The following is a 24,300-nucleotide window of genomic DNA, read 5'->3' as shown; positions in this document are numbered from 1 at the left end:
CACCGCCCACCGCGCACCGCGCACCGCTCACGAAGGAGAGGAGCAAGGCATGCTGGGACACGTGCCTCAACTTCCCCAGCAGCCCCAACGTTCCCCGTTCAGCGGACACATGGTCGTCTGCGGCGACGACGCACTGGCCCGGCGGCTCGCCGTCGAGCTGCGCTACGTGTACGGGGAGCGGGTCACCCTCGTCCTGCCGCCCGGCCGCGACGCCCGCAGGCCCGAACTGCCGCTGGCCGGACGAGGTCTGGCGGCGGCCCTGTTCGGCCGGATGTCGTCGGCGGTGAACCGCAACGGCGGAAACGGCGGGGGCGGGGCCGACGCCCTCGGGGACGACACCAACGCCGGGGTCGAGGCCGTCCACATCATGGAGGCGGCGGAGCCGTCCGACGAGGCGTTCGAGGAGGCGGGCGTCGGATCGGCCGCCGCGCTGGCACTGGTCTACGACGACGACGAGCGCAACATCCGCGCCGCGCTGACCGCCCGCCGCATCAACCCCCGCCTCCGGCTGGTCATCCGGCTCTACAACCGCAAGCTCGGCCAGCACCTGGAGGCGCTGCTCGACCAGGCCGCCGCCCTCGCCGCACCCGGCCTGGACCGGTCCGCCCTGGACTCCTCCACCACCGTCCTGTCCGACGCCGACACCGCGGCCCCCGGCCTCGCCGCGACCGTCCTCACCGGCTCCAGCAAGGTCATCCAGGCGGAGGGCCTGCTGCTGCGCGCCGCCGAACGCACCCCGCCCGGCGGCGGGCAGATCGCCGACCCCGGCCTGTGCACCCTCGCGCTGCTCTCCTCCACCACCCACGACCCGGCGGGCACCGAGGGCTCCGACAGCAGCGGCGACGAAGGCCCCCGGCTGCTGCCCGACGAACGGCAGGTGGCCGCCGCGACGGGCCGGGGCACGGTGGTCCTGGAGGCGGTCAGCCAGGCGGGCCCGTCCGGGCCGCCGCCCCCGATGGGCGGCCGGGGCGCACCGCTCGGCCAGGTCTTCTCGCGGCGGCTGCGCTGGTCGGCGCTGGGCGTCGGCCTGGCCGTGCTGGCCCTCGCCGTCGCCTCCACGCTCACCACCGGCGACGACCCGCTGCACGCCGCCTACCTCACCCTGCTCGACCTGTTCGCGATGGGCGACCCGGCGGTCGGCGAACCGACGGCCCGCCAGCTCATCCAACTCCTGTCCGGCGTCGCCGGGTTGATGCTGCTCCCGCTGCTCGTGGCGGGCGTGCTGGAGGCGTTCGGCTCGATCCGTACGGCGTCGTCCCTGCGCCGCCCGCCGCGGGGCCTGTCCAACCACGTGGTGCTGCTCGGCCTCGGCAAGATCGGTACGCGGGTCCTCGTCCGGCTGCGCGAGCTCGGCATCCCGGTGGTGTGCGTGGAGGACGACCCGGACGCGCGCGGCATCCCCGTGGCGCGGCGGCTGCACGTACCGGTGGTCCTGGGCGACGTCACCCAGGAAGGCGTGCTGGAGGCGGCGAAGATCCAGCGAGCCCGCGCGCTCCTCGCCCTGACCAGCATCGACACCACCAATCTGGAGGCCGCGCTGTACGCCCGCTCGGTCAAGCACGACCTGCGCGTGGCGCTGCGCCTGTACGACGACGAGTTCGCCACCGCCGTCTACCGCACCCTGCGCACCGCCCACCCGCAGGCCGTGACCCGGTCCCGCTCCGTCTCCCACCTGGCCGCCCCGTCCTTCGCGGTCGCCATGATGGGGCGCCAGATCCTGGGGGCGATCCCGGTCGAGCGGAAGGTGATGCTGTTCGCGGCGATCGAGGTGGCGGGCCATCCTCAGCTGGAGGGCCGCACGGTGGAGCAGGCGTTCCGGGCGGGCGCCTGGCGGGTCCTCGCCCTGGACGCCACCCCGCCCGAGGACCGCCTGCCGGACCTGGCCATCCCTTCCCAGGCCTCCCCTGACCGCCCGTCCGGCCTGGTCTGGGACCTGCACCCCGGGTACGTACTGCGCCCCCAGGACCGCGTGGTGATCGCCGCGACCCGCCGCGGCCTGGCCGAACTGCTCCGCCGTCGCCGCCCGGTGGCACCGACGAGGCCGTGACGGGAGCGGGGCGGAACGGGGCGGGGCGGGGCGGAACGGGGCGGGGCGGGGCGGCGGGAAAACCGTGTGCCCGGCCCCGCCCGGCCCCCTACCCTCCCCCCATGGACACCGCCGCCCCCGACCTCCTCAACGTGATCGACATCGAGGCGACCTGCTGGGACGGGCAGCCGCCGCCCGGCGCGGTCAGCGAGATCATCGAGATCGGGCTGACCGTCGTCGACCTGCGCGCGGCGGCCGCGGCCGCCCCCGCCCGGAGGGGGCCGGGGAAGCCGGGGATCCCGGGAAGGATCGCCCGCCACCGCATCCTGGTCCGGCCCGTCCGGTCCACGGTCAGCGACTTCTGCACCGAACTGACCGGCCTCACCCAGGCCGAGGTGGACACGGGGGTCTCCTTCGCCGAGGCCTGCCGACTGCTGGCCTCCGAGCACCGGGCGGGAACCCGGCCCTGGGCGAGCTGGGGCGACTACGACCGCAACCAGTTCACCCGCCAGTGCCGGGCGACCGGCACCCCGTATCCCTTCGGCCGCCGCCACACCAACGCCAAGATCCCCTTCACCGCCGCCCACGGCCTGCGCAAGCGCCCCGGCATGGCCCGAGCCCTGGAGATCGCGGGCCTCCCCCTGGAGGGCCGCCACCACAGCGGCGCGGACGACGCCTGGAACATCGCGGCCCTGATCCTGGACCTCGCGGCCCGGGGCGCCTGGCCGGAACCCACCGCCTGAGGAGCCGGCCGGGGCGCACCGCGAAAGCACCGGCGGGACGTGCCCCGAAAGCACCGGCCGCGTCGACGAACCGGGACCGGCTTCAGAGCACGCCGCCCATGGCCCTTCGCACCTCGTCCAGTGTCGCCCCGGCGATCTCGGCGGCCCGCTCGTTCCCGGCCCGGAGCACCGACCGCACGTACGCCATGTCCCGCGCGTACTCGGCCCGCCGGGCCCGGATCGGTGCCATCCGGGTGTTGACGGCCTCCGTCACCGTTCGTTTGAGGGCCGCCGCACCGCCCCCGCCGATCTCCTCGGCCACCGCGTGCGGGTCGCGGTCCAGGCAGAGCGCCGCCAGCAGCACGAGCGAGGACACCCCGGGCCGGGTCTCCGGTTCGTAGGTGATGTGCCGCTCGGCGTCCGTCTTCGCGCCCTTGATCAGCCGGGCCGTCTCGTCGGCGGTGGCGCCGAGCGCGATGGAGTTGCCCCGGCTCTTGCTCATCTTGGTGCCGTCGGTGCCGAGGAGCAGCGGCGCGGCGGAGAGCAGCGCGTCCGGTTCGGGGAACACCGTCCCGTACCGCTCGTTGAAGCGCCGGGCGACGGTCCGGGTCACTTCGAGGTGCGGCAGCTGGTCCTGCCCGACCGGCACCAGGTTGCCCTTGCAGAACAGGATGTCGGCGGCCTGGTGCACGGGGTACGTGAACATCAGCCCGCTGACTGCGGACTGCCGGGAGTGCGCGATCTCGTCCTTGACGGTGGGGTTGCGGTTCAGCTCGGCGACGGAGACGAGACTGAGGAAGGGCAGCATCAGCTGGTTCAGCGCGGACACGGCACTGTGGTTGAAGATCGTCGAGCGGGCCGGGTCGATGCCGACGGCCAGGTAGTCCAGCAGCATCGACTCCATGTGCCCGGTGAGCCGGTCGGCGACGTCCCGGTCGGTGAGCACCTGGTAGTCGGCGATGATCACGAAGACGTCCACCCCGAGGTCCTGGAGCCGGACGCGGTTGTGAAGGGTGCCGAAGTAGTGCCCGAGGTGCAGGGGCCCGGTGGGCCGGTCCCCGGTCATCACCCGGAACCGGCCCGGGGCCCGCCCGATCTCCGCCTCCAGCTCGGCACTGCGCCGCCGGGCGGACACGGCGGCGGTGGACACGGATTCGCCCACGATGGTGGGGGTGACGGCGGGGGTGGTGGCGGTGGCGGTGCTCATGGTTTCTCTCCTCGCGATGTCGGTTGCGTGGAGGACGGCCCGCCGGGATCGGCATCCGTACCCGTACGAGGGCAGAGAAAAGGGCCGTCCGTTTCGAACGGCCCTGATTCCGTGCAGATGGAGGTGGCCGCTCCTAGAAGGAGCGCCACCAGTTCCGGCACGGTACGGAAGTCATGGGTCAGAGCCTAACGCGGCGGGCGGCCGGGGACACCGGACTTTCGTCCTCGGGTGCGTTGGACCAGCCGCGCCGGCAGAGGACGAGCCGGTAGCCGTCCGGGTCCTCGACGGTGACGCCCCATTCGTTCCAGTACGGGTTCGGCGAGGGGACGCGGGTGCCGCCGTGCGCCAGCAGCCGCTCCACCGTCTCCTTCGGCACCGGCCCGTCGAGGTACAGGACGAGCAGGTCCTCGTCGGTGGGGCACGGCTCGACGGGGTGGTCGCCGCCGTGGACGAGTTCGAGGTGCCAGGACGCGTCCGGGTGCCCCACCATGAGCAGGTCGTGCGTCCCCGGCGCCCGGGACGCCGCGGCGCGGTGAAGCACGGTCAGCCCGAGCCCGCCCGCCCAGAACCGCTCGGCCGCGGCGAGGTCCCGGGACGGCCGGGCGATACGGACATGATTCCGGGCGGTGAACGGCACGGGGGTTCCCCTCTTCAAGAGCTTCGACGGCATCGGCGTCGACGACGACTTCGGCGGCCTCGACAACGGCACGCCCTTCCACGCACCGCGTCCGCGCACCCGCAGATCCGCAGCGTAGGCCCCGCCCTGCGGGTCCGCATCGGTCCGGTTTCCCGGTCCCCGCGACCGAATCTCCTGCGGCCGGAGACCTAGGACGTGCTTCGAGAACAGCGTCGTCCGCCCGGCCCCGCCCGCTTCACTTCTTGGCGTGCTCGCCGACGTAGAACAGGATCCAGACGAAGCCCGCGAAGAGGTGCGTGGCGAAGACGTACACGAAAACGCGCAGCGCGACGCCGCGCTCCTTCCAGCGCTCGCTCCCGCCGCTGCTCTCGTTGTTTCCGCTCACCGCGCCGCCTCCGTCCGGGCCCGGGTCCCGTACTCGGCCCGTGCGCCCCGACCAGGGTACGCACCGCCCCGGCTCCTTCGCGGCCCGCGGAATAGGTCAGGGGGGCACTCCGTTGTAGGGTGTGTCCACATAGTTCAAAGTTCAACCAAACTAGGTTTCTGGAGGCGGGCCATGGAGTTCGGCATCTTCACCGTCGGAGACGTCACCACCGACCCGACGACCGGCAGGACCCCGACCGAGAACGAGCGGATCAAGGCCACCCTCGCCATCGCTCAGAAGGCGGAGGAGGTCGGCCTGGACGTCTTCGCGACCGGCGAGCACCACAACCCGCCGTTCGTCCCGTCCTCCCCGACCACCACGCTCGGCTACCTCGCCGCCCGCACCGAGAAGCTGATCCTCTCCACGTCCACCACGCTGATCACCACCAACGACCCGGTGAAGATCGCCGAGGACTACGCGACGCTCCAGCACCTCGCGGACGGCCGCGTCGACCTGATGATGGGCCGCGGCAACACCGGCCCGGTCTACCCCTGGTTCGGCAAGGACATCCGCCAGGGCATCCCGCTCGCCATCGAGAACTACGCCCTGCTGCACAAGCTGTGGCGCGAGGACGTCGTCGACTGGGAGGGCAAGTTCCGTACGCCGCTGCAGTCCTTCACCGCGACCCCGCGCCCGCTGGACGGCGTCCCGCCGTTCGTCTGGCACGGCTCGATCCGCTCGCCGGAGATCGCCGAGCAGGCCGCGTACTACGGCGACGGCTTCTTCCACAACAACATCTTCTGGCCCATCGAGCACACCAAGAAGATGGTGAACCTGTACCGGCAGCGCTACGCCCACTACGGGCACGGCACCGCCGAGCAGGCCATCGTCGGCCTCGGCGGCCAGGTGTTCATGCGGAAGAACTCGCAGGACGCGGTACGGGAGTTCCGCCCGTACTTCGACAACGCGCCGGTCTACGGGCACGGCCCCTCCCTGGAGGACTTCTCCCGGCAGACGCCGCTGACCGTCGGCTCCCCGCAGGAGGTCATCGAGCGGACCCTGTCCTTCCGGGACGCCGTCGGCGACTACCAGCGCCAGCTGTTCCTGATGGACCACGCGGGCCTGCCCCTGAAGACGGTCCTGGAGCAGCTCGACATCCTCGGCGAGGAGGTCGTCCCGGTGCTGCGCAAGGAGTTCGCCAACCTGCGGCCGGCCGGGGTTCCGGACGCCGCCCCCGTGCACCCGGCCGTCGCCGCCGCCCGTACCGCCCCGAAGGAGGGCTGACCACCGTGACCACCGAGCCCACCACGTCCACCGCGTTCGACGCCGAGCCGCTGCGGATCGTCGCCGTGTCGGCGGGACTCAGCAGCCCCTCCTCGACCCGGCTGCTGGCCGAGCGGCTGGCCGGCGCCGCCCGGGAACGGCTGCTGACCGAGCAGGACCGCGCCGTCGAGGTCCGGGTGATCGAGCTGCGCGACCTGGCCGTCGACATCGCCAACCACCTGGTCACCGGCTTCCCGCCGGCCGCCCTGGACGAGGCCGTCAAGGAGGTGACGCAGGCGGACGGCCTGATCGCCGTCTCGCCCGTCTTCACCGCCTCGTACAGCGGACTGTTCAAGTCGTTCTTCGACCTGATCGACCACACGGCGCTGACCGGCAAGCCCGTCGTCGTCGCCGCGACCGGCGGCACCGCCCGCCACTCGCTGGTCCTGGAACACGCGATGCGCCCGCTCTTCGCCTATCTGCGGGCCACCGTCGCCCCGACCTCCGTGTACGCGGCCTCGGAGGACTGGGGCTCGTCCGGCGACGAGTACACCGACGGCCTGCCGTCCCGCATCCGGCGGGCGGGCGGCGAACTCGCGACCATGATCACGGGCGGCCGGGCGCGGTCCGGGGCGTCGCGGGTGCTCGGGCTCGACGACGAGGTCGTGCCGTTCGAGCAGCAGCTCGCCGATCTCCGCCTGGACTGACCGCCTCCCGCACCCGGAGCAACCGCATTCCCCGACCGGGCCCGCAACCCGCCCGGCCCGGCGGGGGGCCCGCCACCGGCGGCCCGGCCCGGTTTGATTAGAGTTGGAGCGAAAGATGCGTCGTGCGACTTTCTTTCGCATTTCTTTCGTGCTTCTTCCGCACGACGCCTCTGCGCACTGAGCCGAACCGAGCTGGAGGCAGAGATGGGCAGGATCGTGGTGGGCGTTGACGGCTCCGAGTCGTCGATCAGGGCACTGCACTGGGCCGTGCGCCAGGCGGAGCTGACCGGCGACACGGTGGAGGCCGTCAACAGCTGGGAGTACCCCGCGACGAGCTGGGCGTCGATGATGCCGGGCATGCCGGAGGACTTCGACCCGCAGGCCCTGGCGACCGTGTCCCTCACCGAGGCACTGGAGGAGGCCCTGGGCGCCGAGGGCGCGGCGGCGGTCAGCAAGGTCGTGGTGATCGGCAACCCGGCCCAGGCCCTGCTGGACCGCTCCAAGGGCGCGAACCTGCTGGTCGTCGGCGCGCGCGGCTACAGCGGCTTCAAGGCGACCCTGCTCGGCTCGGTCAGCCTCCACGTCACCCAGCACGCGAACTGCCCGGTGACGGTCGTGCGCGACGTATGACGCAAGGCGCGTAGCTCAAGACGGAACGGCGGTGGGCCCGCACGACAGCGATCGTGCGGGCCCACCACCATGTCCGTCACCCCATGGGCCGGACGTCCTCATGGGTGTAGAAGATGTAGAACGCGCTGACGAACATGCCCAGCCCCACCGCCAGCCCGAGCGCCGAGGACCGCAGCACGCTCGAATCCGTCAGGCCGACCAGCAGGCCGATCGCCGCTGCCATCAGCGCGCCGTACGCCACCGCCCGCACCAGGGGCAGCAGCCTGCGCTGGATCCGGCCGAGCCCGAAGCAGAGGACCGTGAGGACCACCGCGGTGATCAGGCCGTACCAGAACTGCCGGGTGCCGCTCGCGCCGTTGTTGCGGAGGATGAAGGACGCGTAGAGGCCGTACGCCGCACCCAGAGTGACGGGAATGGCCCAGGAAAGCACGCTGCGCCTGCGCGCGTGCGCCCTCCGTCCGCGTGTCGGCATCGCCGCATGTGTGGCCATGGCGGAGATCTCCTTCCGTCGCTCTTGCTCCCTCCAGGGCACACCCGGCCGGGCCGCCCGGCAACTCGGATGGCGTACGGCCCGGGGCGCGGCGCCCGCGCGCACGATTCCCTGGAGGGATGCGGACGCATCTCTCGGCGGCTCTCTCGGTGGTACTGGCGGTGGTCCTGGCCGTCCTCGTGCCGGTCGGCGCCCTGTCCGCCTGGGTGGATCTGGAGATCGACGACACCGACCGTTACGTCGAGGCGGTCGCGCCGCTCGCCTCCGACCCCGGAGTGCGCGACACCGTCAGCAACCTCATCACCGACGGGGCGATGAAACACATCGACGCGGGGCCGCTCCAGGACACCGTGCGGGACTTCCTGCACCAGGCGGTGCTGTCCTTCACCACCACCGACGCCTTCCGGACCGCGTGGAACGCCGCCAACCGCACCGCCCACGAGGCCGTCACCGCCGCGCTGAACGGCAGGACCGGCGAGGCCGTGACCATCGACCTGGCGCCCGTGACCGAGCAGATCAGACGGAACCTGATGGAGAACGGGGTGCCGTTCGCCGACCGCATCCCCGTCCAGCACACCGACATCACGCTCGTCTCCGCCGACCGCGCCGACCAGTTGCGCCAGACCTTCCGGCTGCTGCGGACCGGCAGCATCTGGCCCGCCGTGGGCACGCTCGTGCTCGCCGTCCTGGCCGTGGCCGCGGCCTGGGCGCGCGGTGGCGGGCCGGGGCACAGACGCTCCGGGGCCGCCGCGCTCTCGGCCGCGGCGGTGGTGGGACTGGGCTTCGCGCTCGGGGCGCTCGTGCTGCGAGCGGTGCTCGCGTTCGCCCGCGGCCGGGTGCTGTCCGAGGTGCCGGACAGCGAGACGAACGGGGCGGCGGCGGTGTACGACGCGCTGACCGCCTCACTGCGCACGACGGTGTGGATCGTGTTCGCCGCCGGGCTCGCGGTGGCGGTGTGCGCGGTGCTCGCCCGACTCCTGGCCGCACGGCACCGGCCCGGGACGAACAGCTGAGCCGCCCCGGGACGGGCCCGGCGCACGAAGGCTGCCGAGCTCGCCGTACGGGACCGGGCCCGCCCGGCGTACGGGGCCGGGCGGGCTCGACATGCGGGGCCGGGCGGGCCGAAAAACAATGGTTCTCGTGACTGCCCGATCGGGGACGACTGAGAGGTCTTCCGCATGCGAGCCATAGCCGTCGGCGCGTTCCGGGCCGACCCCGCACTGGTGGAGATGCCCAAGCCCGAGCCGGGTGCCGGTGAGGTACGGGTCAGGATCGAGTACGCCGCGCTCAACCCCTGCGACTGGCAGACCGCGCGGGACGGCCCCGGGGCCCCGGCCACCACCCGGGTCTACCCCCTGGTCGTCGGCGTGGACTTCGCCGGCCGGGTGGACATGGTCGGCAGCGGCCACAACCGCTTCCGGGTCGGTGACCAGGTCTTCGGCCGGATCTCCGAGACCGCGGGGGGCAGCGGCACGTACTGCGACTACGTGTCCGTGCCACAGGACTCCGCGATCGCCCTCGTCCCGCCCGGACTCGCCCTCCGGGCCGCGGCCGCCCTGCCGTCCGCCGGGATGGCCGCCGCCCAACTCCTGGAGAGCGCGGCGCTCCGCGGCCACGAGAGCCTGCTGGTCATCGGGGCGGCGGGCGGCGTCGGCAGCTATCTGACCCAGCTCGCCTCGGCCCGCGACGTACACGTGATCGCCGCCGTGCGCGGCGACGAGCACGGGCGGATGGCCGAACTGGGCGCCGCCACCACCATCGACGTCACCGACCGCCCCCTCGACGAGGCCGTGCGCGCGACCTGCCCGGACGGCGTCGACGCGCTCGTCGACCTGGTCTCCACCACGCCGGACTCCTTCGCCGCCCGTGCCGCGCCGGTGCGCGCCGGCGGCATCGCCCTCACCACGCGCGGCGTCGCCGCCGAGGCCGCCCTGCCCCCGGACGTGACCGGCATCGACTTCCGGCTCGAACCCAACCCGGTCCTGCTCGACGTCCTGGCGGCGGGCGCCGCCGAGGGCATCCTGCGCGTCCCCATCGACATCGAACTCCCACTGGAGAAGGCCCCGCAGGCCCTCGACCGGAACCGGACGGGCGGCGCCCGCGGCAAGACCGTCATCGTGCTCTGATTCCCCGGCCCGGCCCGGTCCGCCCCCGGCCGGACGAAAAAGCCTGGTCGCGCGCTGTTGAGGTCCGGCCCGATCAGTGCTGGGATCTGCTGCAACAGCACCGCGAACCGAACGCGTCCGACGAGGCCGAGGGCTTCCGGTGCCGGAAGCGGAACCCAGGGGGACGCATTGACCGAGGCGGAGACCGGGAACGGACGCAGGCGCGCGACCCCACCCCCGTGGCTGCTGAGCGGACTGCGCCCCCAGTCGTCCACCCCCGTTCCCTGGGCCGCGGTCCTCCGCGCCTCCGTCGCGCTGGCCACGCCGCTCGCCGTCGGCTTCGCGCTCGACCGGCCCGCGTACGGCGCGCTCGTCTCCATGGGCGCGCTCTCCGGCGTCATCGGCGACACCGCCGACGCGTACCGCATGCGCATCCTCAACATCGCCGTGCCACAGCTGTTCGGCGCGCTCGGCGTGATGCTCGGCACGCTGGTGTACGGGACCGGCTGGGCGGCCGTCGCCGCGCTGACGGTGGTCGGCCTGGTCTCCGGGATGATGTCGACGATCGGCGCCGTCGCCTCCGTGTCCGGGCTGCTGCTCCTGCTCAACGCGATCGTCGGGGCCGGGCTCCCGCTGCCGGAACCCTGGTGGGTGGCGCCGCTGCTGCTCACGGTCGGCGGCCTGTTCGTTCTCGGCCTGACCCTGCTGGCCTGGCCGCTGCGGCGGGCCCTGCCGGAACGGGTCGCGGTCGCCGGCACCTACCTCGCGGTCGCCGACCTGCTCGCCGCCGCGGGCGGTGCCGGGTACGAGGAACAGCGCCAGGCCGTCACCCAGTCCCTCAACACCTCGTACGACCTGATCCTGGCCCGCCGGGCCCGCTACCACGGCCGCAGCAACGCCATGGTGCGGCTGCTCGCCCAGCTCAACGTCGTCATCCCGCTCGTGGAGGCGGCCCCCGCGGTCCATGTGCGCGGGCGGCCCCTCCCGGACGCCGTCCCGGCGGCGGTGCGCGAACTGGCCGTCGCCGTCGAGGAGAGCCGCACCGGCCGCCCCGAACTCCTCCTGCCCGCCCCGGACTCGCCCGCGACCCGGGCGGTGGACAGCGCGCTGCGGCACGCCGCGGTCGTCGTGCACAAGGCCGACCCCGACCCGTACAACGTCGACGACCGGCTCGGCAGGCCCGCCGCGCTCGGGGCGCGGATCCGGCGGACCACCCGCGACGTGCTGCTCTCCGGGGCGTCCTGGCGGTACGGGCTGCGGCTCGCCCTGTGCATCGGCCTGGCCCAGGCGCTGACCTCGCTGATCCCGGTGCCCCGCTCCTACTGGGTGGCGCTGACCGTCACGTTCGTCCTCAAGCCGGACTTCGGCTCGGTGTTCTCACGGGCCGTGCTGCGCTCGGTGGGCACGGCGGCCGGTCTCGTGGTCGCCGCACCGGTACTGGCCGCGGTGCCGATCGGCTGGTGGGACGTACCGGTGATGGTGGTGCTCGCGGCGCTGATCCCGGCGTTCACGGCGAAGGGGTACGCGTTCCAGACGGCGGCCATCACCCCGGTCATCCTGCTCCTGTCCGACCTGCTGAACCACGAGGGCTTCCATCTGGTCTGGCCGCGCTTCCTGGACAGCCTGATCGGCTGCGCCATCGTGCTGGTGGCGGGCTACCTGCTGTGGCCGGAGAGCTGGCACGTCCGGATCGGCCACCGGCTCGCGGACGCGGTGACGGAGATCGCCGACTACGTGACGTGCGCGTTCGAGCCGGCCGACTCGGGCGGCGAAAGCGGTGGAACCGGTACGAGCAGCGGAACCGGTACGAGCGGTGGCTCGGGGGACCGGGCGGAACGGGTACGGGCCCGGCGCCGCATCTACCGCGATCTGTCGGTCGTACGGTCCGAGTTCCAGCGCGCGCTGACCGAACCGCCACCGGTCGGCACCCGGGCCGCGGCCTGGTGGCCGCTGGTCGTCGCGGTCGAACGCATCGTGGACGCCACGACGGCGGCCCGGGTCCGGGTCAACCACGGAGCACCGGAACCACCTGCGGAAGAGGTGGCGGAGGTCCGGCGGCAGTTGCTGGAACTGGCCGACGGAATCCGGTCGAGCGAGGTCCTGGTGGAGGTGCGCACCGAACTGCCGGGCGACGAGAAGGGCGTACTGGCCCCACTGCGCCAGGAAGTGGCGGCGGCACGGGCGATCGCGTCGCCCCAGCCGTGACGGCTGCCGGCCGGGTTCCCCCGCTGCCACGGCGGGGGAACCCGGCCGACGGTCAGCCCGTGGGGCCGTTGCCCCGCAGCCGCTCCATCTCGCGCCGGTCCCGCTTCGTCGGCCGGCCCGCGCCCCGGTCCCGTACCGGAACCTGGATCGCCAGCTCGCGCGGCGGCGGGGGCGGGCTGTTGTCGACGAAGCACTCCACCGCCACCGGCGGACCGACCCGCTTCTTCACGATCTTCGACACGACCACGACCCGGTCCCGGCCCGCGTACCGGAGCCGTACCTCGTCGCCGACGCGCACCGTCTGGGCGGGCTTGGCGCGCTCACCGGCGACCTTCACATGACCCGCGCGGCAGGCGGCAGCGGCCTGCGAACGGGTCTTCGTCAGCCGGACCGACCAGATCCAGACATCGACCCGAACGCTGCCCTCCGCCTGCGGCGCCTCACCGGAAACCATGGGTCCGACTGTAGTGCGACGCAGGCGTCGGGTCGGGCCGGATCGTTCCCGGGCCCCGACGACCGGGCCCCGAGGTCTCAGCTGAAGTCGCCGATGACCTCGGACATGTTGTAGCTGTACAGCTCGCGCTTGCACGATCCGCACTTGCTGCTCGGCGCGTGCTCGCTCAGCGACCACAGCTGCGGCGCGAAACCGTCACCGCGCCCGTGGGCGAGGTAGAGGTCCTCGGGCCCGAACGACGACTGCAGGACCTTCGTGTTGCCGACGAGCTGGTCGACCCCGTCGACCGTGCCCGGCGTGGCCTGGAGCAGCCGCCCGTGGTCGTAGCCGTTGCTGCGGTGGAAGTACCACTTGCCCTCGTACCGCATGACGCCCTGGATCTTGTGCCACAACGCCTCGTTGTTGAACGTGGCACCGGTCGGCAGGCCGTAGGCCAGGTCGGCGGATGCGGTCGTGCCGACAGCGCCCTCGACCGCGGCCGTCAGCGCGGTCATCGGGTACGTGCCGACCCGGCCGGGGCTCCCGCCGTCGCCCTCCTTGTTGTTCTTGGTGTTGCAGTACTCACCGAGGATCATGTGGTCGGTGCCGGTGCGGTCCAGCGAGATGTACGAGGCCTTCGGGCGTCCGGTGGCGTAGCACTGGTTGCCGCCGGTGGGGCCGCCGTTCTTCGCCGTGGTGAACTTCAGCGTGGCGACCTGCGGCATGACGTAGCGGTAGCCGTAGCCGTACCAGACGTTGTTCTGTCGGCCGATCCGCTTCTTGTCCGTGACGTTGCTGGTCAGACCGTCCGGCGTCGGGTCGTCGACGTCGGTCTTGTTGTCCGGGTCGAGGTCCATGATCTTGCGCAGGTCGAAGACCCGCATGCCGTTGGCGGTGTCGGCGACGTACAAGTAGTTGCCGTACCAGACCATGCCGCCGGCGTGGATGCCGTTCTGTGCGGCGCAGGAGGACGTCACCTCACTGATGCACTTGCCCTCGCGCGCGTGCAGCGCGTCGAAGGAGATGTGGTTCTTGGAGTTCATGTACGGCCAGACCAGCAGCACATGGCGGTACATCTTGGTGGCCTGGTTGAAGAAGCTGACCCGGATGCCCTTTTCGTTGCAGGCGTCCCCCGAGGGGCTCAGGAGGCAGTTGTCCTTGCCCGAGAGGTAGTCGCTGCGCCCGGGGTTCTCCGCGTCATAGCCGGCCACGGCGATCGGCTCGGCGTTGGACGTGCCCCAGTCCTCGTCCTCTTGGGCGTCCGACACCCCGGTGATGGCCTGCGGAACCCATTCCGAGGAGATGGCGTCGTCGCTCTTCCAGCAGACGCGGTGGTTGACCGCCAGGTCGGGCCCGTAGATGCCGGTGGTTCCGCAGGCGCCCTCCCATTCGGCGGGCCGGTTGGCCTGCTCCATCAGCTCGGTGAGACCCTGCTTGGGCAGTCCGGCGTCCAGCTTCTCGACGAGACCGGAAATATCGGCACCTTTCGCCAACTTGAAGTCGGCGGCCCGTCCGGGAACGGGGGCTGCGGCGAGCGGGGCCCGCGGCGCGGCCGAGGCCGTTCCGGCCCCGACACCCGCGAAGTCGTCCTGCTCGCCCTCCGGTTCGTTGTCGAAACCGTCGTCCGGCATGCCCTCGTTGCCCGGTACGGGTTCGTCCACGGCCGGCACGGCGGACGGCGACGAAGCCGCCGGAGCGGCGGTGGCGCCGACTGCCGGAGCAAGTACGGAAAGCAGCGTTCCGGCCGCGACGGCACAAGCCGCGAGACGTGTTCCACGAGAGGGTTTCCCCATGTGAAGGCCCTTCTTGGCAATACGCGTGAACAACGGACAACGGTGCGCCCGACTTCATGTCAAGCGCACCGCCCGCTCACGCTAACAAGGCAGTTCAGGGCCTTGTCAGCACATTTCGACGACGCACATCAGGCCCGCACGCCATGCGCACAGGACGCGGCGGGATGCGATCAGGGCCCGGCGAGGAGCCGCTCGGCGATCGTTCGCCGAGCGTTTTCCCCCGGGCGGGCCGTGCCGACGAAGGGCCGGATCCGGCCGCTAACCTTACGTATCCGCCCTGGCCAGGGATAAATTCCCACAGGTCGGACATTTATCGCACCCAACTCACGCGAAAGGCCTCGCCCATGGGCATTCGGAGCTTGCTGCGCAAGGTGTTCGGCCGTGACCGCGCGGAGCAGGACGCGCCGACGGCCACGGTCCCGCCCCAGACCGAACGCACCGCGCCCGCGGAGTCGGAGCCGGTCGCGGTGTCGACGGACAAACCGGCGGACGAGCCGAAGGACGGGCCGGAAGCGGCGACGGCCCCGGCGAACGAACCCGCCCCGGCCGCCAGGGCCACGATCCCGGCCCCCGCCTCCCCCCGGTCCGCCGAGGGCGACGGCACCACCGGTCTGGCCTCGGACCTGGTGGCGGCCGCCTTCGACAAGCCCTCCACCCCCACGGTCCCGTCCCAGGGCTCGGCCCCGGAGCCGAAGGCGGACGAGCCGAAGACGGAGGAACGGGAAGCGGTGGCGGAGACGGCGCACGTATCGGAGCCGACGCCGGAACCGGAGCCGGTCGTGGTGTCGGAGTCGGAGTCGGGCGCACCGAAGACTGCGGAGCAGAAGCCCGCGGAGGCCGAGGTGACGGAGACCGCGGAGAGCGCGGCTACCGTCGCCCCGGAGGCCGCCGCGGCCGAGGCTCCCGCCGAGCCCGAGCCGACGAACGGGCAGCCCGAGCAGCCGACACCGGTGGCCGAAACCACCACCGAGCCCGAGCCGGAACCGGTCAAGCCCGAGGTCAAGCCCGAGGCCGAGCCCGAGCCGGTCGAGGCCAAGGTCGAGCCGGTCGAGGTCGAGCCCGAGCCCGAGCCGGAACCGGTCAAGACCGAGGCCGAACCCGAGGCCGAGGTCGAGGCCCTCACCGAGGCAGCCCCGGTGGCCGAGACCCCCGCTCAGCCCGAGACCAAGGTCGAGGTCGAGCCCGAAGCCACCACGGCCCCCGAAGCCGGGCCCGAGGTCGAGACCTCCGCCCCCGACCCCACCACCGAACCGGCCTCCGAAGCCCCCGCCCCGGCCCCCGCCGCCAAGCCCGCGGTCTCCCTCGCCCGGGTCAAGTCGCGCGCCCCCGGCCTCGTCGCCCCGTACAAGGCCGCCCAGGCCGGGCTGAAGGCGCACGGGCTGACCGGGCTGCGCGCCACCGTCTACCTGGTCCTCGACCGTTCCGGTTCCATGCGGCCGTTCTACAAGGACGGCAGCGCCCAGCACCTGGGCGACCGCACCGTGGCGCTCGCCGCGCACCTCGACGAGAACGCGACCGTCCCCGTCGTCTTCTTCTCGACGGACATCGACGGCACCGGCACGGTCGGCCTCGCCGACCACGAGGGCCGGATCGACGAGCTGAACGCGGGCCTGGGCCGCCTCGGCCGGACGAACTACCAGGCCGCCGTCGAAGCGGTCGTCGCACACCACGAGGGCTCCGGGGCCACCGGTCCCGCCCTGGTGATCTTCCAGACGGACGGCCCGCCGGACGCCAAGCAGCCCGCCAGGCAGGCGCTGGCCGACGCGGCCCGGCTGCCGCTGTTCTTCCAGTTCGTCGCGTTCGGCGAGCAGGACGCCAAGGGCTTCGACTTCCTGCGGAAGCTGGACGCCCCGAACGCCGGGTTCTTCCACGCGGGCCCCGCCCCCCGCGAGGTCGCGGACACCACGTTCTACCGCGAGGTGCTCGCCGCGCTCCCCGCCTGGCTCGCCGCCCGCGAAACGGCGCCCGACGCCTGATCCACCGGCAGTCGTACGGTCACGGCGAGCCCGCCCTCGGGGCCCGGCACCGCCGTGACCGTACCGCCGTGCGCCAGCGCGATGGACCGCACGATGGACAGGCCGAGGCCGGAACCGCGCCCCATCCGGTCCCGGCCCTCGCCCCGCCGGAACGGTTCGAACAGCCCGGGTATGTCCGCCGCGTCCACCACGGGCCCGGTGTTGCACACCTCCAGCAGCGCCCCGTCGCCGTCCGCCGTCAACGACACGTCCACCGACCCGTCGGGCACGTTGTAGGTGACGGCGTTGGCCAGCAGGTTCGCCACCAGCTGCGCGAGCAGCAGCCGGTTGCCCCGGACCACCGCGCGGGCGCCCGCGTCGGCCTTCACGCCCGGGTGCCGGGCCGTCTCCTCCGCCACCACCTGCGCGAGGTCCACCGCCTCCTGCTCCCCCTGCGCGAGCCCCCGCTCGCTGCGCGCCAGGACGAGCAGCCCCTCGATGAGCCGCTCGCTGCGCCGGTTGTTGTCCAGGAGCGTCTGCCGGATCCGTACGAGATCCTCCGGGGACGGGTCGTCCAGCCCGATCTGGATCGCGGCCCGCTGGGTGGCGAGCGGCGTCCGCAGCTCGTGGGAGGCGTTGGCGATGAACCTCCGCTGGCTGTCGAACGCCTTCTCCAGCCGGGCCAGCAGCGCGTCGAGCGTGTCGCCCAGCTCCTTCAGCTCGTCGTCCGGGCCGCTGGACGCGATCCGCTCGTGCAGATTGTGCTCGGAGAGCCGCCGCGCCTTCGCGGTCATGGCGTGCACGGGCCGCAGCACCCGCCCCGCCGTCCACCAGCCGACGCCGACCGCGCACGCCGTCATGACGAGCAGCGCGGCCACGGACCAGATCAGCAACTGGTGGCCGGCCGCGTCGCTGACGTTGTCGGTGAGGTCGTAGACGGTGGGCGGGCCGAGGCTGCGCCGGGTGATCAGCGGACCGTTCACCGCGTAACCGGGCTGGGCCACGGCCGCGGTGCGGGCGATGTCCCGCGCCTGGGAGTCCGTACCGGCGCGGGAGGCGAGGTTGACGGTGGCGAGCAGCGCCGTCCCCAGGACCAGGAACACCCCGCCGTACACCAGCGCGATCCGGGCCCGGATCCGGGAGTGCGGCACTCGCGACAGCCGCCTCACAGCGCGTGCCCCGAGCCGCCTCACAACGCGTACCCCACGCCCTGCACCGTCCGGATCACGGCCGGTTCCCCGAGCTTCCCGCGCAGCTTGCTCATGCAGACGCGGACCGCGCCGGTGAACGGGTCGGCGTTGGCGTCCCAGGCCCGCTCCAGCAGTTCCTCCGCGCTGACGGCCCCGCCGTCGGCCTCCAGCAGCAGCTGGAGCACCGAGAACTCCTTCGGCGAGAGGTCCAGCTCCCGCCCGTCCCGGACAGCGGTGCGCCGCACGGTGTCGAGCCGGATGCCGTGCCGTTCCAGCTGCGGTGGCACGGGGCGGGCGCTGCGGCGGCGCAGCGCCCGTACCCGCGACACCAGCTCGGGGAACTCGAACGGCTTGCCCAGGTAGTCGTCGGCGCCGAGGTCGAGCCCGGCGACCCGGTCCTCCATGGACCCGGCGGCGGTGAGCATCAGGATCCTGGTCCGGGAGCCGGCGGCGACGAGCCGCCGCGCCACGTCGTCGCCGTGCACCCGCGGCAGGTCGCGGTCGAGGACTACGACGTCGTAGTCGTGCAGCCCCAGGTAGGCGAGGGCGGCGTCACCGCTGTACACCGTGTCGACGGCGAAACCGGCGCGCCGCAGCCCGGTGGCGACCAGCTCCGCCAGAATCTCCTCGTCCTCGGCGACCAGTACCCGCATCGTGATGTCCCCTGCCTCGTGCATGCGCGTCCACTCCCTCCCAGGATGCGTCTTTGCTACGGGAAGGCATGTTTCGCAAAGGTCTCCGCACCCGTGACCGGGTTTATCGGTGTGAACGGGCCTCCCGCAGGCCGTTAGGATTTCGACCATGGCGGCCACTGGATCCGAGAAGCAGGGGGCGACGGCGTACTACGTCTCGACCCCCATCTACTACGTCAACGACGCTCCTCACCTGGGCCACGCCTACACGACCGTCGCAGGCGACGTGCTCACGCGCTGGCACCGCCAGCGCGGCGAGAAGGTGTGGTACCTCACCGGCACGGACGAGCACGGTCAGAAGATCATGCGCACTGCCGAGACGAACGGCGTCACCCCGCAGGAGTGGTGCGACAAGCTCGTGGAGGAGGCGTGGAAGCCCCTCTGGGAGCACCTGAACATCGCGAACGACGACTTCATCCGTACGACGGAGAAGCGGCACACCGACCGGGTGCAGGAGTTCGTGCAGGACCTGTACGACAAGGGTGAGATCTACAAGGGCGGCTACGAGGGCCCGTACTGCGTGGGCTGCGAGGAGTACAAGCTCCCCGGCGACCTCGTCGAGGACGAGGACGGCGTCAAGCTGTGCCCGATCCACAAGAAGCCGGTGGAGATCCTCAAGGAGGAGAACTACTTCTTCAAGCTGAGTGCCTACGGGCCGAAGCTGATGGAGTTCTACGCGAACAACCCGGACTTCATCCAGCCCGAGTCCGCCCGCAACGAGGTCGTGAACTTCGTCAAGCAGGGCCTCCAGGACCTCTCCATCTCCCGCTCGACCTTCGACTGGGGCGTCCCCGTGCCGTGGGACGACAAGCACGTCATCTACGTGTGGGTCGACGCCCTGCTGAACTACGCCACGGCGGTCGGCTACGGAGCCAACCAGGAGAAGTTCGACGGGACCTTCCCCGCGAACGTGCACCTGGTCGGCAAGGACATCCTCCGCTTCCACGCGGTGATCTGGCCCGCGATGCTGATGGCGCAGGGCCTGCCGCTGCCCGGCAGGGTCGCGGCCAACGGCTGGCTGATGGTCGGCGGCGAGAAGATGTCGAAGTCGAACCTGACGGGCATCAAGCCGCAGGACCTGACCTCGCACTTCGGCGTGGACGCCTACCGCTGGTACTTCCTGCGCGCCATCGCGTTCGGCAGCGACGGCTCGTTCTCCTGGGAGGACTTCTCCGCCCGCTACACCTCCGAGCTGGCCAACGACTACGGCAACCTCGCCTCGCGCGTCGCCGCCATGGTCGGCAAGTACTTCGAGGGTGCGCTGCCGGAGGCCACCGCCGCGGGTGACGCCGAGAAGGCGGTCCAGGACGGGCTGGCGAAGGCCGTCGCCACGGCCGACCGGAAGATCGGCGAGGAGCTGGACTTCCAGGCCGGCATCCTGGCGATCTTCGACTTCGTGAAGCAGGTCAACGGCTACATCACGGAGCAGGAGCCCTGGAAGGTCGCCAAGGACGACTCCCCCGAGGGCCGGGCCCGCCTCGCGACGATCCTCTACACGGCCGCCGAGTCGCTGCGCGGGGTCGCGGTCCTGCTGAACGCCGTGATGCCGGAGACCTCGCAGAAGCTGTGGGACTCCCTCGGCGCCGAGGCGTCCCTGGGCGCGCTGGCCGACCAGCGCGTGCAGGACGCGGGCACCTGGGGCCGTCTCCCGGCGGGCACGACGGTGACGAAGGGCGCGGTGCTCTTCCCGCGCCTGGAGGAGAAGCCCGCGTAAGCGGCCCCGCACACCCGACGAAGGGCCGGTCCCCGCAGGTGCGGGGACCGGCCGTCTCCAGCGTACGGGCCCCCCTCCCCGCCCGTTTCCGGTTCACCGTTCCAGGGCCTCCGCGTCGCCCATGACGACGACGGGCTTCTTCGCCGGGTCGAGGGTGCTCAGGAGTTCCCGCATCCGGTCCTCGGGGAGCGAGATGCAGCCCTGGGTCGGGCCGCCGTGGTCGACGTGGATCCAGATGCCGCCGCCGCGCTCCTGGCCGAGCGGGCGTTCCTGGTCCAGGGGGGTGACGCCGGGGACGCGGTTGTAGTCGACGGCGACGACGTAGTCGAAGGACCCTTCGAGCGACTCGCCCTCGAACCCCTCGCCGCTCACCGCGAACAACGGGTTCCGGTCGTAGGGGAACGCCGTCTCGGGAGGGTCGAGGAGACCGCCCGCGTGCGTCAGCCCGTAGACGCCGACCGGGGAGCGGAGGTCGCCCTCCCAGTGTTCGTCGGTCCAGCCGTTCAGGGCGTTGTGGGCCGGCCAGCGGGTCGTGGCGGGCTGCCAGCCCAGGGTGAGATCGTCGCGGGTGTAGAGGACCGCGGTGGACCGGCTGGAGTCGTAGTCGTCACCGGTGACGACGAACACCTGCCCGGCGTCCGCCGGGATCGAGGCCCGGGTCTTCGGCCCCAGGGCGGGGATCTCGCGCGGCCTGACTTTCGGCGCGGAGGGCCCGGGGGCGGCCCGTTTCCGTACCCCGTCGGCCTGTGGGCCCGCGACACCGGCGGACGCCGTGGCGCTCGCCGTGGCGCTCGCCGTGGCGCTCGTCCCGGCGGCGGGGCCGTCGGGGGCGGCGGTGTCGGGGGTGTTGCCGCAGGCGGTGAGAAGCAGCAGCGCGGCGGCACAGGCGCCGAGGTGGGCGGCGTACGGGGGACGCCGGACAGTCGACGGACGGGACACGGACACGGGGGCTCCTCGGCGTTCGGTCATGGGAGGGGGACGGCGCGGGCGACCTCCCCGTCACGCCTCGTACCGCCGCCCCCAGTTAACGCCGCGTCGCGCGAGCGCGAATCCGCACGGGGGCCATACGGCTGTATCGTCCGCCGGACACGCGCGCCGGAAGGCCCCGGAACCGTCCTGTGCGTGTAGGTTCCGGCCCTCCCTTCCGTGGTGAGCACGAAGGTCTGATCACAGGTCAGTGATCCGGGCCGTCGTGGCGCGCCGGACCCGGCCGGCCGCGAGCACGGCCACCAGCACGGTGAGGCCGCCGGTGATCAGGGCCATGCGGTCCAGGCCGTATCCCGGGATCGTCGCGGCGCAGACGTTGAGCGAGGCGTGGACGCAGATCGCGACCGGCACACTGCGGCCGGTGCCCAGATGGAGCAGGACCATGACGACCCGTACGGCGACGGTGGTGGCGAACCAGCCGACGATCCAGACCGCACCGTGATGCGCCTGGACCAGCGGGACCAGATGCCAGACCCCCCAGAACACCCCCAGCAGGACACCGGTGTTGACCGCTCCCCAACGCCGGAGCATCGGGTCCGTGGCGTACCCGGTCCATCCCAGTTCCTCCGCCGCGGCGGCGAGCAGGAACAGCACGGCGAGAACGGGGACGGCCGCGAGCGGCAGGGGCCGGCCCTCGGCACCGGTTCCCGGCAGTCCGGCGATCAGCCACGCGGTCACCGAGACGGCGGGCATGAGGACCACCGCGATCACGTACCAGCCCTCGCGCGGGGCGCGGGAGCGGTCGACCGCCCGTTTCAGCAGCCGTACGACCCCGGCCCGCCCCTCCCGACGGTGGATCAGGACCGAGGCCGCGACGACCGGGCAGACGAACATCAGCGCACTGACCGGCAGTCCGATGGGCGCCCGGCCGGTGCTGTCGAACCGGACCGCGAGCGCCCAGAACGGGACGGACACCACGGTCACCAGGGCGAAGAACAGCCACAGGGGCCGTTCGCCGGACGCGCGGTCCGGCGCCTCGGCCGGCGCGGATCTCATGGTTCGCCGCCTCCGTCGTCTCGTGCGGAACCCGTCGCCCCGTGCGGAGCCGGTGACGCGGTCACGACCCTGCCACGCCCCGTCCGTCGGATCCTCAGGGATGCCCCGGAGTCGGCCCCGGTGTCCCGGGAGGACGGTGGCTGCGAACGCGGCCCGGGACAGTCCTCGGAACGTGAAACATCCCCTGGCCTGGGTCGGCCGGGGGATGTTTCACGTGGAACGGAAGCGGAACCGGTGACGCTTACTTCGCGCCGGTGTCCCTCACCACGGAGTCCCTGGGGTCCGCCTTCTCCTTCGCCGTCGCCGTCGGCTTGCGGAGCTGGATGTTCAGCTCGCGCAGACGGGACTCGTCCAGCTCCGTCGGGGCGCCCATCATCAGGTCCTGGGCGTTGCCGTTGAGCGGGAAGGCGATCGTCTCGCGGATGTTGGGCTCGTCGGCCAGCAGCATCACGATGCGGTCGACGCCCGGGGCGATGCCACCGTGCGGCGGGGCGCCGAGGCGGAAGGCACGGAGCATGCCCGCGAACTCGTGCTCGACGGTCTCGCGGTCGTAACCGGCGATCTCGAACGCCTTGAGCATGACGTCGGGCTCGTGGTTCCGGATGGCGCCGGAGGACAGCTCGATGCCGTTGCAGACGATGTCGTACTGCCAGGCCAGGATGTCCAGCGGGTCCTTCTCCTCCAGGTCCTTCATGCCGCCCTGGGGCATCGAGAAGGGGTTGTGGGAGAAGTCGATCCTGCCGGTGTCCTCGTCCCGCTCGTACATCGGGAAGTCGACGATCCAGCAGAACCGGAAGACGTCCTCCTCGAAGTGGCCGGCGCGCTTGGCGGCCTCGACGCGGACGACGGACATGATCTTGGAGACCTCGTCGAACTCGCCCGCGCCGAAGAACACGGCGTGACCGGGGACGAGGGACAGCCGCTCGGTGAGCGTCTTGATGTCGGTCTCGGTGAGGAACTTGGCGATCGGACCGGCGAGGCTGCCGTCCTCGCCGACGCGGACCCAGGCCAGGCCCTTGGCGCCGTGCTGGACGGCGTAGTCGCCGAGGCCGTCGAAGAACTTGCGGGACTGACCGGCGGTGTCCGGGACCGGCAGGGCGCGGACGTGCTTGCCGGAGAACGCCTTGAACTCCGAGTCGGCGAAGACGTCGGAGATGTCGACCAGCTCCAGCTTGGCGCGCAGGTCGGGCTTGTCGTTGCCGTACTTCAGCATCGACTCGCGGAACGGGATGCGCGGGAACGGCGAGGTGACGTGGCGGCCGTTGCCGAACTCCTCGAAGAGCTCGGTCATCAGCTTCTCGATCGGCTGGAAGACGTCTTCCTGCTCCACGAACGACATCTCGACGTCGAGCTGGTAGAACTCGCCGGGCGAACGGTCGGCACGGGCGTCCTCGTCACGGAAGCACGGCGCGATCTGGAAGTAGCGGTCGAAGCCGGAGATCATCAGCAGCTGCTTGAACTGCTGCGGGGCCTGCGGCAGGGCGTAGAACTTGCCCGGGTTCAGCCGGGAGGGGACGACGAAGTCACGGGCGCCCTCGGGGGAGGTCGCGGTGAGGATCGGGGTCGCCATCTCGTTGAAGCCGAGAGCCACCATCTTGGAACGGATGGAGGCGATGACGGCCGAGCGCAGCATGATGTTGCGGTGCATGCGCTCGCGGCGCAGGTCGAGGAAGCGGTACTCCAGGCGCCGCTCCTCGTTGACCCCGTCCTCGGTGTTGATCGTGAAGGGCAGCGGGGCGGCCTCGCCCAGCACCTCGACCTCGGTGACCTCGATCTCGATCTCACCGGTCGGGAGCTCGGGGTTGACGTTGTCGGCGCCGCGCGCGGAGACCTTGCCGTCGATCCGTACGACGGTCTCCTTGGTGAGCTTCGCCAGCGCCTCGTTGCCGGGGGTGCCGGGGCGGGCCACGAGCTGCACCAGACCGTAGTGGTCGCGCAGATCGATGAAGAGGATGCCGCCCAGGTCTCGGCGATTGTGCAGCCAGCCGCTCAGCCGGACGTCGGTGTCGACGTCAGAGGCGCGGAGCTCGCCGCAGGTGTGGGACCTGTACCGATGCATCGTCGTTCATCCAGTCTTCGCGATTCGGGGTGGATTCAGCCTCCCCAGGCTACCGCCCGCACCCGCACCGATTCATTGACATTGACATGCTCAAGATCATCCGAGGTGGAGGAGGGCGCCCCGGG

At 72.0% G+C, this 24,300-nt stretch carries 22 protein-coding genes; 11 read left to right on the top strand and 11 right to left on the bottom strand.

Going from position 1 to position 24,300, the window contains the following annotated elements:
* Nucleotides 1-49 precede the first annotated feature (49 nt).
* Entirely contained in the window at nt 50-2,047 is a 1,998-nt protein-coding gene (locus ACWCXX_RS23670; protein ID WP_451130305.1) for an NAD-binding protein, read from the top strand.
* Between the two features lie 101 nt (nt 2,048-2,148).
* Nucleotides 2,149-2,769, top strand: coding sequence for an exonuclease domain-containing protein (locus ACWCXX_RS23665; RefSeq protein ID WP_451130303.1), 621 nt, complete (start codon nt 2,149-2,151; stop codon nt 2,767-2,769).
* 82 nt (nt 2,770-2,851) lie between these two features.
* Here ACWCXX_RS23665 and trpS read toward each other — a convergent pair whose 3' ends face one another.
* Both trpS and ACWCXX_RS23655 read right to left on the bottom strand, forming a co-directional pair.
* Nucleotides 2,852-3,955, bottom strand: coding sequence for a tryptophan--tRNA ligase (gene trpS / locus ACWCXX_RS23660; protein WP_451130301.1), 1,104 nt, complete (start codon nt 3,953-3,955; stop codon nt 2,852-2,854).
* Nucleotides 3,956-4,133: 178 nt separating this feature from the next.
* Nucleotides 4,134-4,592, bottom strand: a complete 459-nt coding sequence (locus tag ACWCXX_RS23655) for a VOC family protein (RefSeq protein ID WP_451130299.1) — start codon at nt 4,590-4,592, stop codon at nt 4,134-4,136.
* Here ACWCXX_RS23655 and ACWCXX_RS23650 point away from each other — a divergent pair.
* A complete protein-coding gene (locus ACWCXX_RS23650; protein WP_451130297.1) occupies nt 4,582-4,710 on the top strand; it encodes a hypothetical protein in 129 nt (42 codons plus the stop codon). The two genes, ACWCXX_RS23655 and ACWCXX_RS23650, sit on opposite strands and share 11 nt — an antisense overlap.
* 117 nt (nt 4,711-4,827) lie before the next feature.
* Here the strand turns inward: ACWCXX_RS23650 and ACWCXX_RS23645 are convergent, their stop codons facing one another.
* Entirely contained in the window at nt 4,828-4,977 is a 150-nt protein-coding gene (locus tag ACWCXX_RS23645) for a DUF6126 family protein (protein WP_451130295.1), read from the bottom strand.
* 171 nt (nt 4,978-5,148) lie between these two features.
* Between ACWCXX_RS23645 and ACWCXX_RS23640 the strand changes: the two genes are divergently transcribed.
* From ACWCXX_RS23640 to ACWCXX_RS23630, 3 genes are all read left to right on the top strand, one after another.
* Nucleotides 5,149-6,240 (top strand): LLM class flavin-dependent oxidoreductase, encoded by a 1,092-nt coding sequence (locus ACWCXX_RS23640; protein WP_451130293.1) that lies wholly within the window; start codon nt 5,149-5,151, stop codon nt 6,238-6,240.
* 5 nt (nt 6,241-6,245) lie between these two features.
* Nucleotides 6,246-6,926 carry an FMN reductase gene (locus ACWCXX_RS23635; protein ID WP_451130291.1) on the top strand — a complete coding sequence of 227 codons (681 nt, stop codon included), beginning with the start codon at nt 6,246-6,248 and terminating at the stop codon, nt 6,924-6,926.
* A gap of 204 nt (nt 6,927-7,130) precedes the next feature.
* Entirely contained in the window at nt 7,131-7,556 is a 426-nt protein-coding gene (locus ACWCXX_RS23630) for a universal stress protein (protein WP_451130289.1), read from the top strand.
* A 76-nt stretch (nt 7,557-7,632) separates the two neighbouring features.
* On the opposite strand, the gene ACWCXX_RS23625 is transcribed toward ACWCXX_RS23630, so the two are convergent.
* Entirely contained in the window at nt 7,633-8,046 is a 414-nt protein-coding gene (locus ACWCXX_RS23625) for a hypothetical protein (protein ID WP_451130287.1), read from the bottom strand.
* 119 nt (nt 8,047-8,165) lie between these two features.
* On the opposite strand from ACWCXX_RS23625, the gene ACWCXX_RS23620 reads away from it, so the two are divergent.
* The 3 genes from ACWCXX_RS23620 (at nt 8,166) to ACWCXX_RS23610 (ending at nt 12,356) form a co-directional block, all read left to right on the top strand.
* Entirely contained in the window at nt 8,166-9,059 is an 894-nt protein-coding gene (locus tag ACWCXX_RS23620; protein ID WP_451130285.1) for a hypothetical protein, read from the top strand.
* A gap of 165 nt (nt 9,060-9,224) precedes the next feature.
* Complete coding sequence (locus tag ACWCXX_RS23615; RefSeq protein ID WP_451130283.1) at nt 9,225-10,172, top strand: NADP-dependent oxidoreductase; 948 nt, start codon at nt 9,225-9,227, stop codon at nt 10,170-10,172.
* Between the two features lie 168 nt (nt 10,173-10,340).
* Nucleotides 10,341-12,356 (top strand): FUSC family protein, encoded by a 2,016-nt coding sequence (locus tag ACWCXX_RS23610; protein WP_451130281.1) that lies wholly within the window; start codon nt 10,341-10,343, stop codon nt 12,354-12,356.
* 52 nt (nt 12,357-12,408) lie between these two features.
* Here ACWCXX_RS23610 and ACWCXX_RS23605 read toward each other — a convergent pair whose 3' ends face one another.
* Together ACWCXX_RS23605 and ACWCXX_RS23600 are read right to left on the bottom strand one after the other, a co-directional pair.
* Nucleotides 12,409-12,810, bottom strand: coding sequence for an RNA-binding S4 domain-containing protein (locus ACWCXX_RS23605; RefSeq protein WP_451130279.1), 402 nt, complete (start codon nt 12,808-12,810; stop codon nt 12,409-12,411).
* A 77-nt stretch (nt 12,811-12,887) separates the two neighbouring features.
* Nucleotides 12,888-14,450 (bottom strand): hypothetical protein, encoded by a 1,563-nt coding sequence (locus tag ACWCXX_RS23600; protein ID WP_451130277.1) that lies wholly within the window; start codon nt 14,448-14,450, stop codon nt 12,888-12,890.
* Between the two features lie 476 nt (nt 14,451-14,926).
* On the opposite strand from ACWCXX_RS23600, the gene ACWCXX_RS23595 reads away from it, so the two are divergent.
* Nucleotides 14,927-16,558, top strand: coding sequence for a VWA domain-containing protein (locus ACWCXX_RS23595; protein ID WP_451130275.1), 1,632 nt, complete (start codon nt 14,927-14,929; stop codon nt 16,556-16,558).
* Here the strand turns inward: ACWCXX_RS23595 and ACWCXX_RS23590 are convergent.
* Nucleotides 16,492-17,697 (bottom strand): sensor histidine kinase, encoded by a 1,206-nt coding sequence (locus ACWCXX_RS23590; protein WP_451130358.1) that lies wholly within the window; start codon nt 17,695-17,697, stop codon nt 16,492-16,494. The two genes, ACWCXX_RS23595 and ACWCXX_RS23590, sit on opposite strands and share 67 nt — an antisense overlap.
* Nucleotides 17,698-17,726: 29 nt before the next feature.
* Nucleotides 17,727-18,380, bottom strand: a complete 654-nt coding sequence (locus tag ACWCXX_RS23585) for a response regulator transcription factor (protein WP_451130356.1) — start codon at nt 18,378-18,380, stop codon at nt 17,727-17,729.
* A 148-nt stretch (nt 18,381-18,528) separates the two neighbouring features.
* Here ACWCXX_RS23585 and metG point away from each other — a divergent pair, with 148 nt between their 5' ends.
* On the top strand, nt 18,529-20,133 hold the full coding sequence (gene metG / locus ACWCXX_RS23580; protein ID WP_451130273.1) for a methionine--tRNA ligase: 1,605 nt from the start codon (nt 18,529-18,531) through the stop codon (nt 20,131-20,133).
* A 93-nt stretch (nt 20,134-20,226) separates the two neighbouring features.
* Here metG and ACWCXX_RS23575 read toward each other — a convergent pair whose 3' ends face one another.
* From ACWCXX_RS23575 to aspS, 3 genes are all read right to left on the bottom strand, one after another.
* Nucleotides 20,227-21,102: a L,D-transpeptidase family protein gene (locus ACWCXX_RS23575; RefSeq protein WP_451130271.1), complete on the bottom strand. Its 876-nt coding sequence runs from the start codon at nt 21,100-21,102 to the stop codon at nt 20,227-20,229.
* Between the two features lie 198 nt (nt 21,103-21,300).
* Nucleotides 21,301-22,116: a CPBP family glutamic-type intramembrane protease gene (locus tag ACWCXX_RS23570; RefSeq protein WP_451130269.1), complete on the bottom strand. Its 816-nt coding sequence runs from the start codon at nt 22,114-22,116 to the stop codon at nt 21,301-21,303.
* A gap of 241 nt (nt 22,117-22,357) precedes the next feature.
* Entirely contained in the window at nt 22,358-24,175 is a 1,818-nt protein-coding gene (aspS, locus tag ACWCXX_RS23565; protein WP_451130267.1) for an aspartate--tRNA ligase, read from the bottom strand.
* Nucleotides 24,176-24,300 lie beyond the last annotated feature (125 nt).

The organism is Streptomyces sp. NPDC001732, from assembly GCF_053596315.1.
This window is presented reverse-complemented; position numbering and strand designations above follow the sequence as displayed.

Excerpts from the sequence above, each read along its gene's own strand:
- ACWCXX_RS23670 (WP_451130305.1), top strand. The coding sequence starts at position 50 with ATGCTGGGACACGTGCCTCAACTTCCCCAGCAGCCCCAACGTTCCCCG.
- ACWCXX_RS23665 (WP_451130303.1), top strand. The coding sequence starts at position 2,149 with ATGGACACCGCCGCCCCCGACCTCCTCAACGTGATCGACATCGAGGCG.
- trpS (WP_451130301.1), bottom strand. The coding sequence starts at position 3,955 with ATGAGCACCGCCACCGCCACCACCCCCGCCGTCACCCCCACCATCGTG.
- ACWCXX_RS23640 (WP_451130293.1), top strand. The coding sequence starts at position 5,149 with ATGGAGTTCGGCATCTTCACCGTCGGAGACGTCACCACCGACCCGACG.
- ACWCXX_RS23630 (WP_451130289.1), top strand. The coding sequence starts at position 7,131 with ATGGGCAGGATCGTGGTGGGCGTTGACGGCTCCGAGTCGTCGATCAGG.
- ACWCXX_RS23625 (WP_451130287.1), bottom strand. The coding sequence starts at position 8,046 with ATGGCCACACATGCGGCGATGCCGACACGCGGACGGAGGGCGCACGCG.
- ACWCXX_RS23620 (WP_451130285.1), top strand. The coding sequence starts at position 8,166 with ATGCGGACGCATCTCTCGGCGGCTCTCTCGGTGGTACTGGCGGTGGTC.
- ACWCXX_RS23615 (WP_451130283.1), top strand. The coding sequence starts at position 9,225 with ATGCGAGCCATAGCCGTCGGCGCGTTCCGGGCCGACCCCGCACTGGTG.
- ACWCXX_RS23605 (WP_451130279.1), bottom strand. The coding sequence starts at position 12,810 with ATGGTTTCCGGTGAGGCGCCGCAGGCGGAGGGCAGCGTTCGGGTCGAT.
- ACWCXX_RS23595 (WP_451130275.1), top strand. The coding sequence starts at position 14,927 with ATGGGCATTCGGAGCTTGCTGCGCAAGGTGTTCGGCCGTGACCGCGCG.
- ACWCXX_RS23585 (WP_451130356.1), bottom strand. The coding sequence starts at position 18,380 with ATGCGGGTACTGGTCGCCGAGGACGAGGAGATTCTGGCGGAGCTGGTC.
- metG (WP_451130273.1), top strand. The coding sequence starts at position 18,529 with ATGGCGGCCACTGGATCCGAGAAGCAGGGGGCGACGGCGTACTACGTC.
- ACWCXX_RS23575 (WP_451130271.1), bottom strand. The coding sequence starts at position 21,102 with ATGACCGAACGCCGAGGAGCCCCCGTGTCCGTGTCCCGTCCGTCGACT.
- ACWCXX_RS23570 (WP_451130269.1), bottom strand. The coding sequence starts at position 22,116 with ATGAGATCCGCGCCGGCCGAGGCGCCGGACCGCGCGTCCGGCGAACGG.
- aspS (WP_451130267.1), bottom strand. The coding sequence starts at position 24,175 with ATGCATCGGTACAGGTCCCACACCTGCGGCGAGCTCCGCGCCTCTGAC.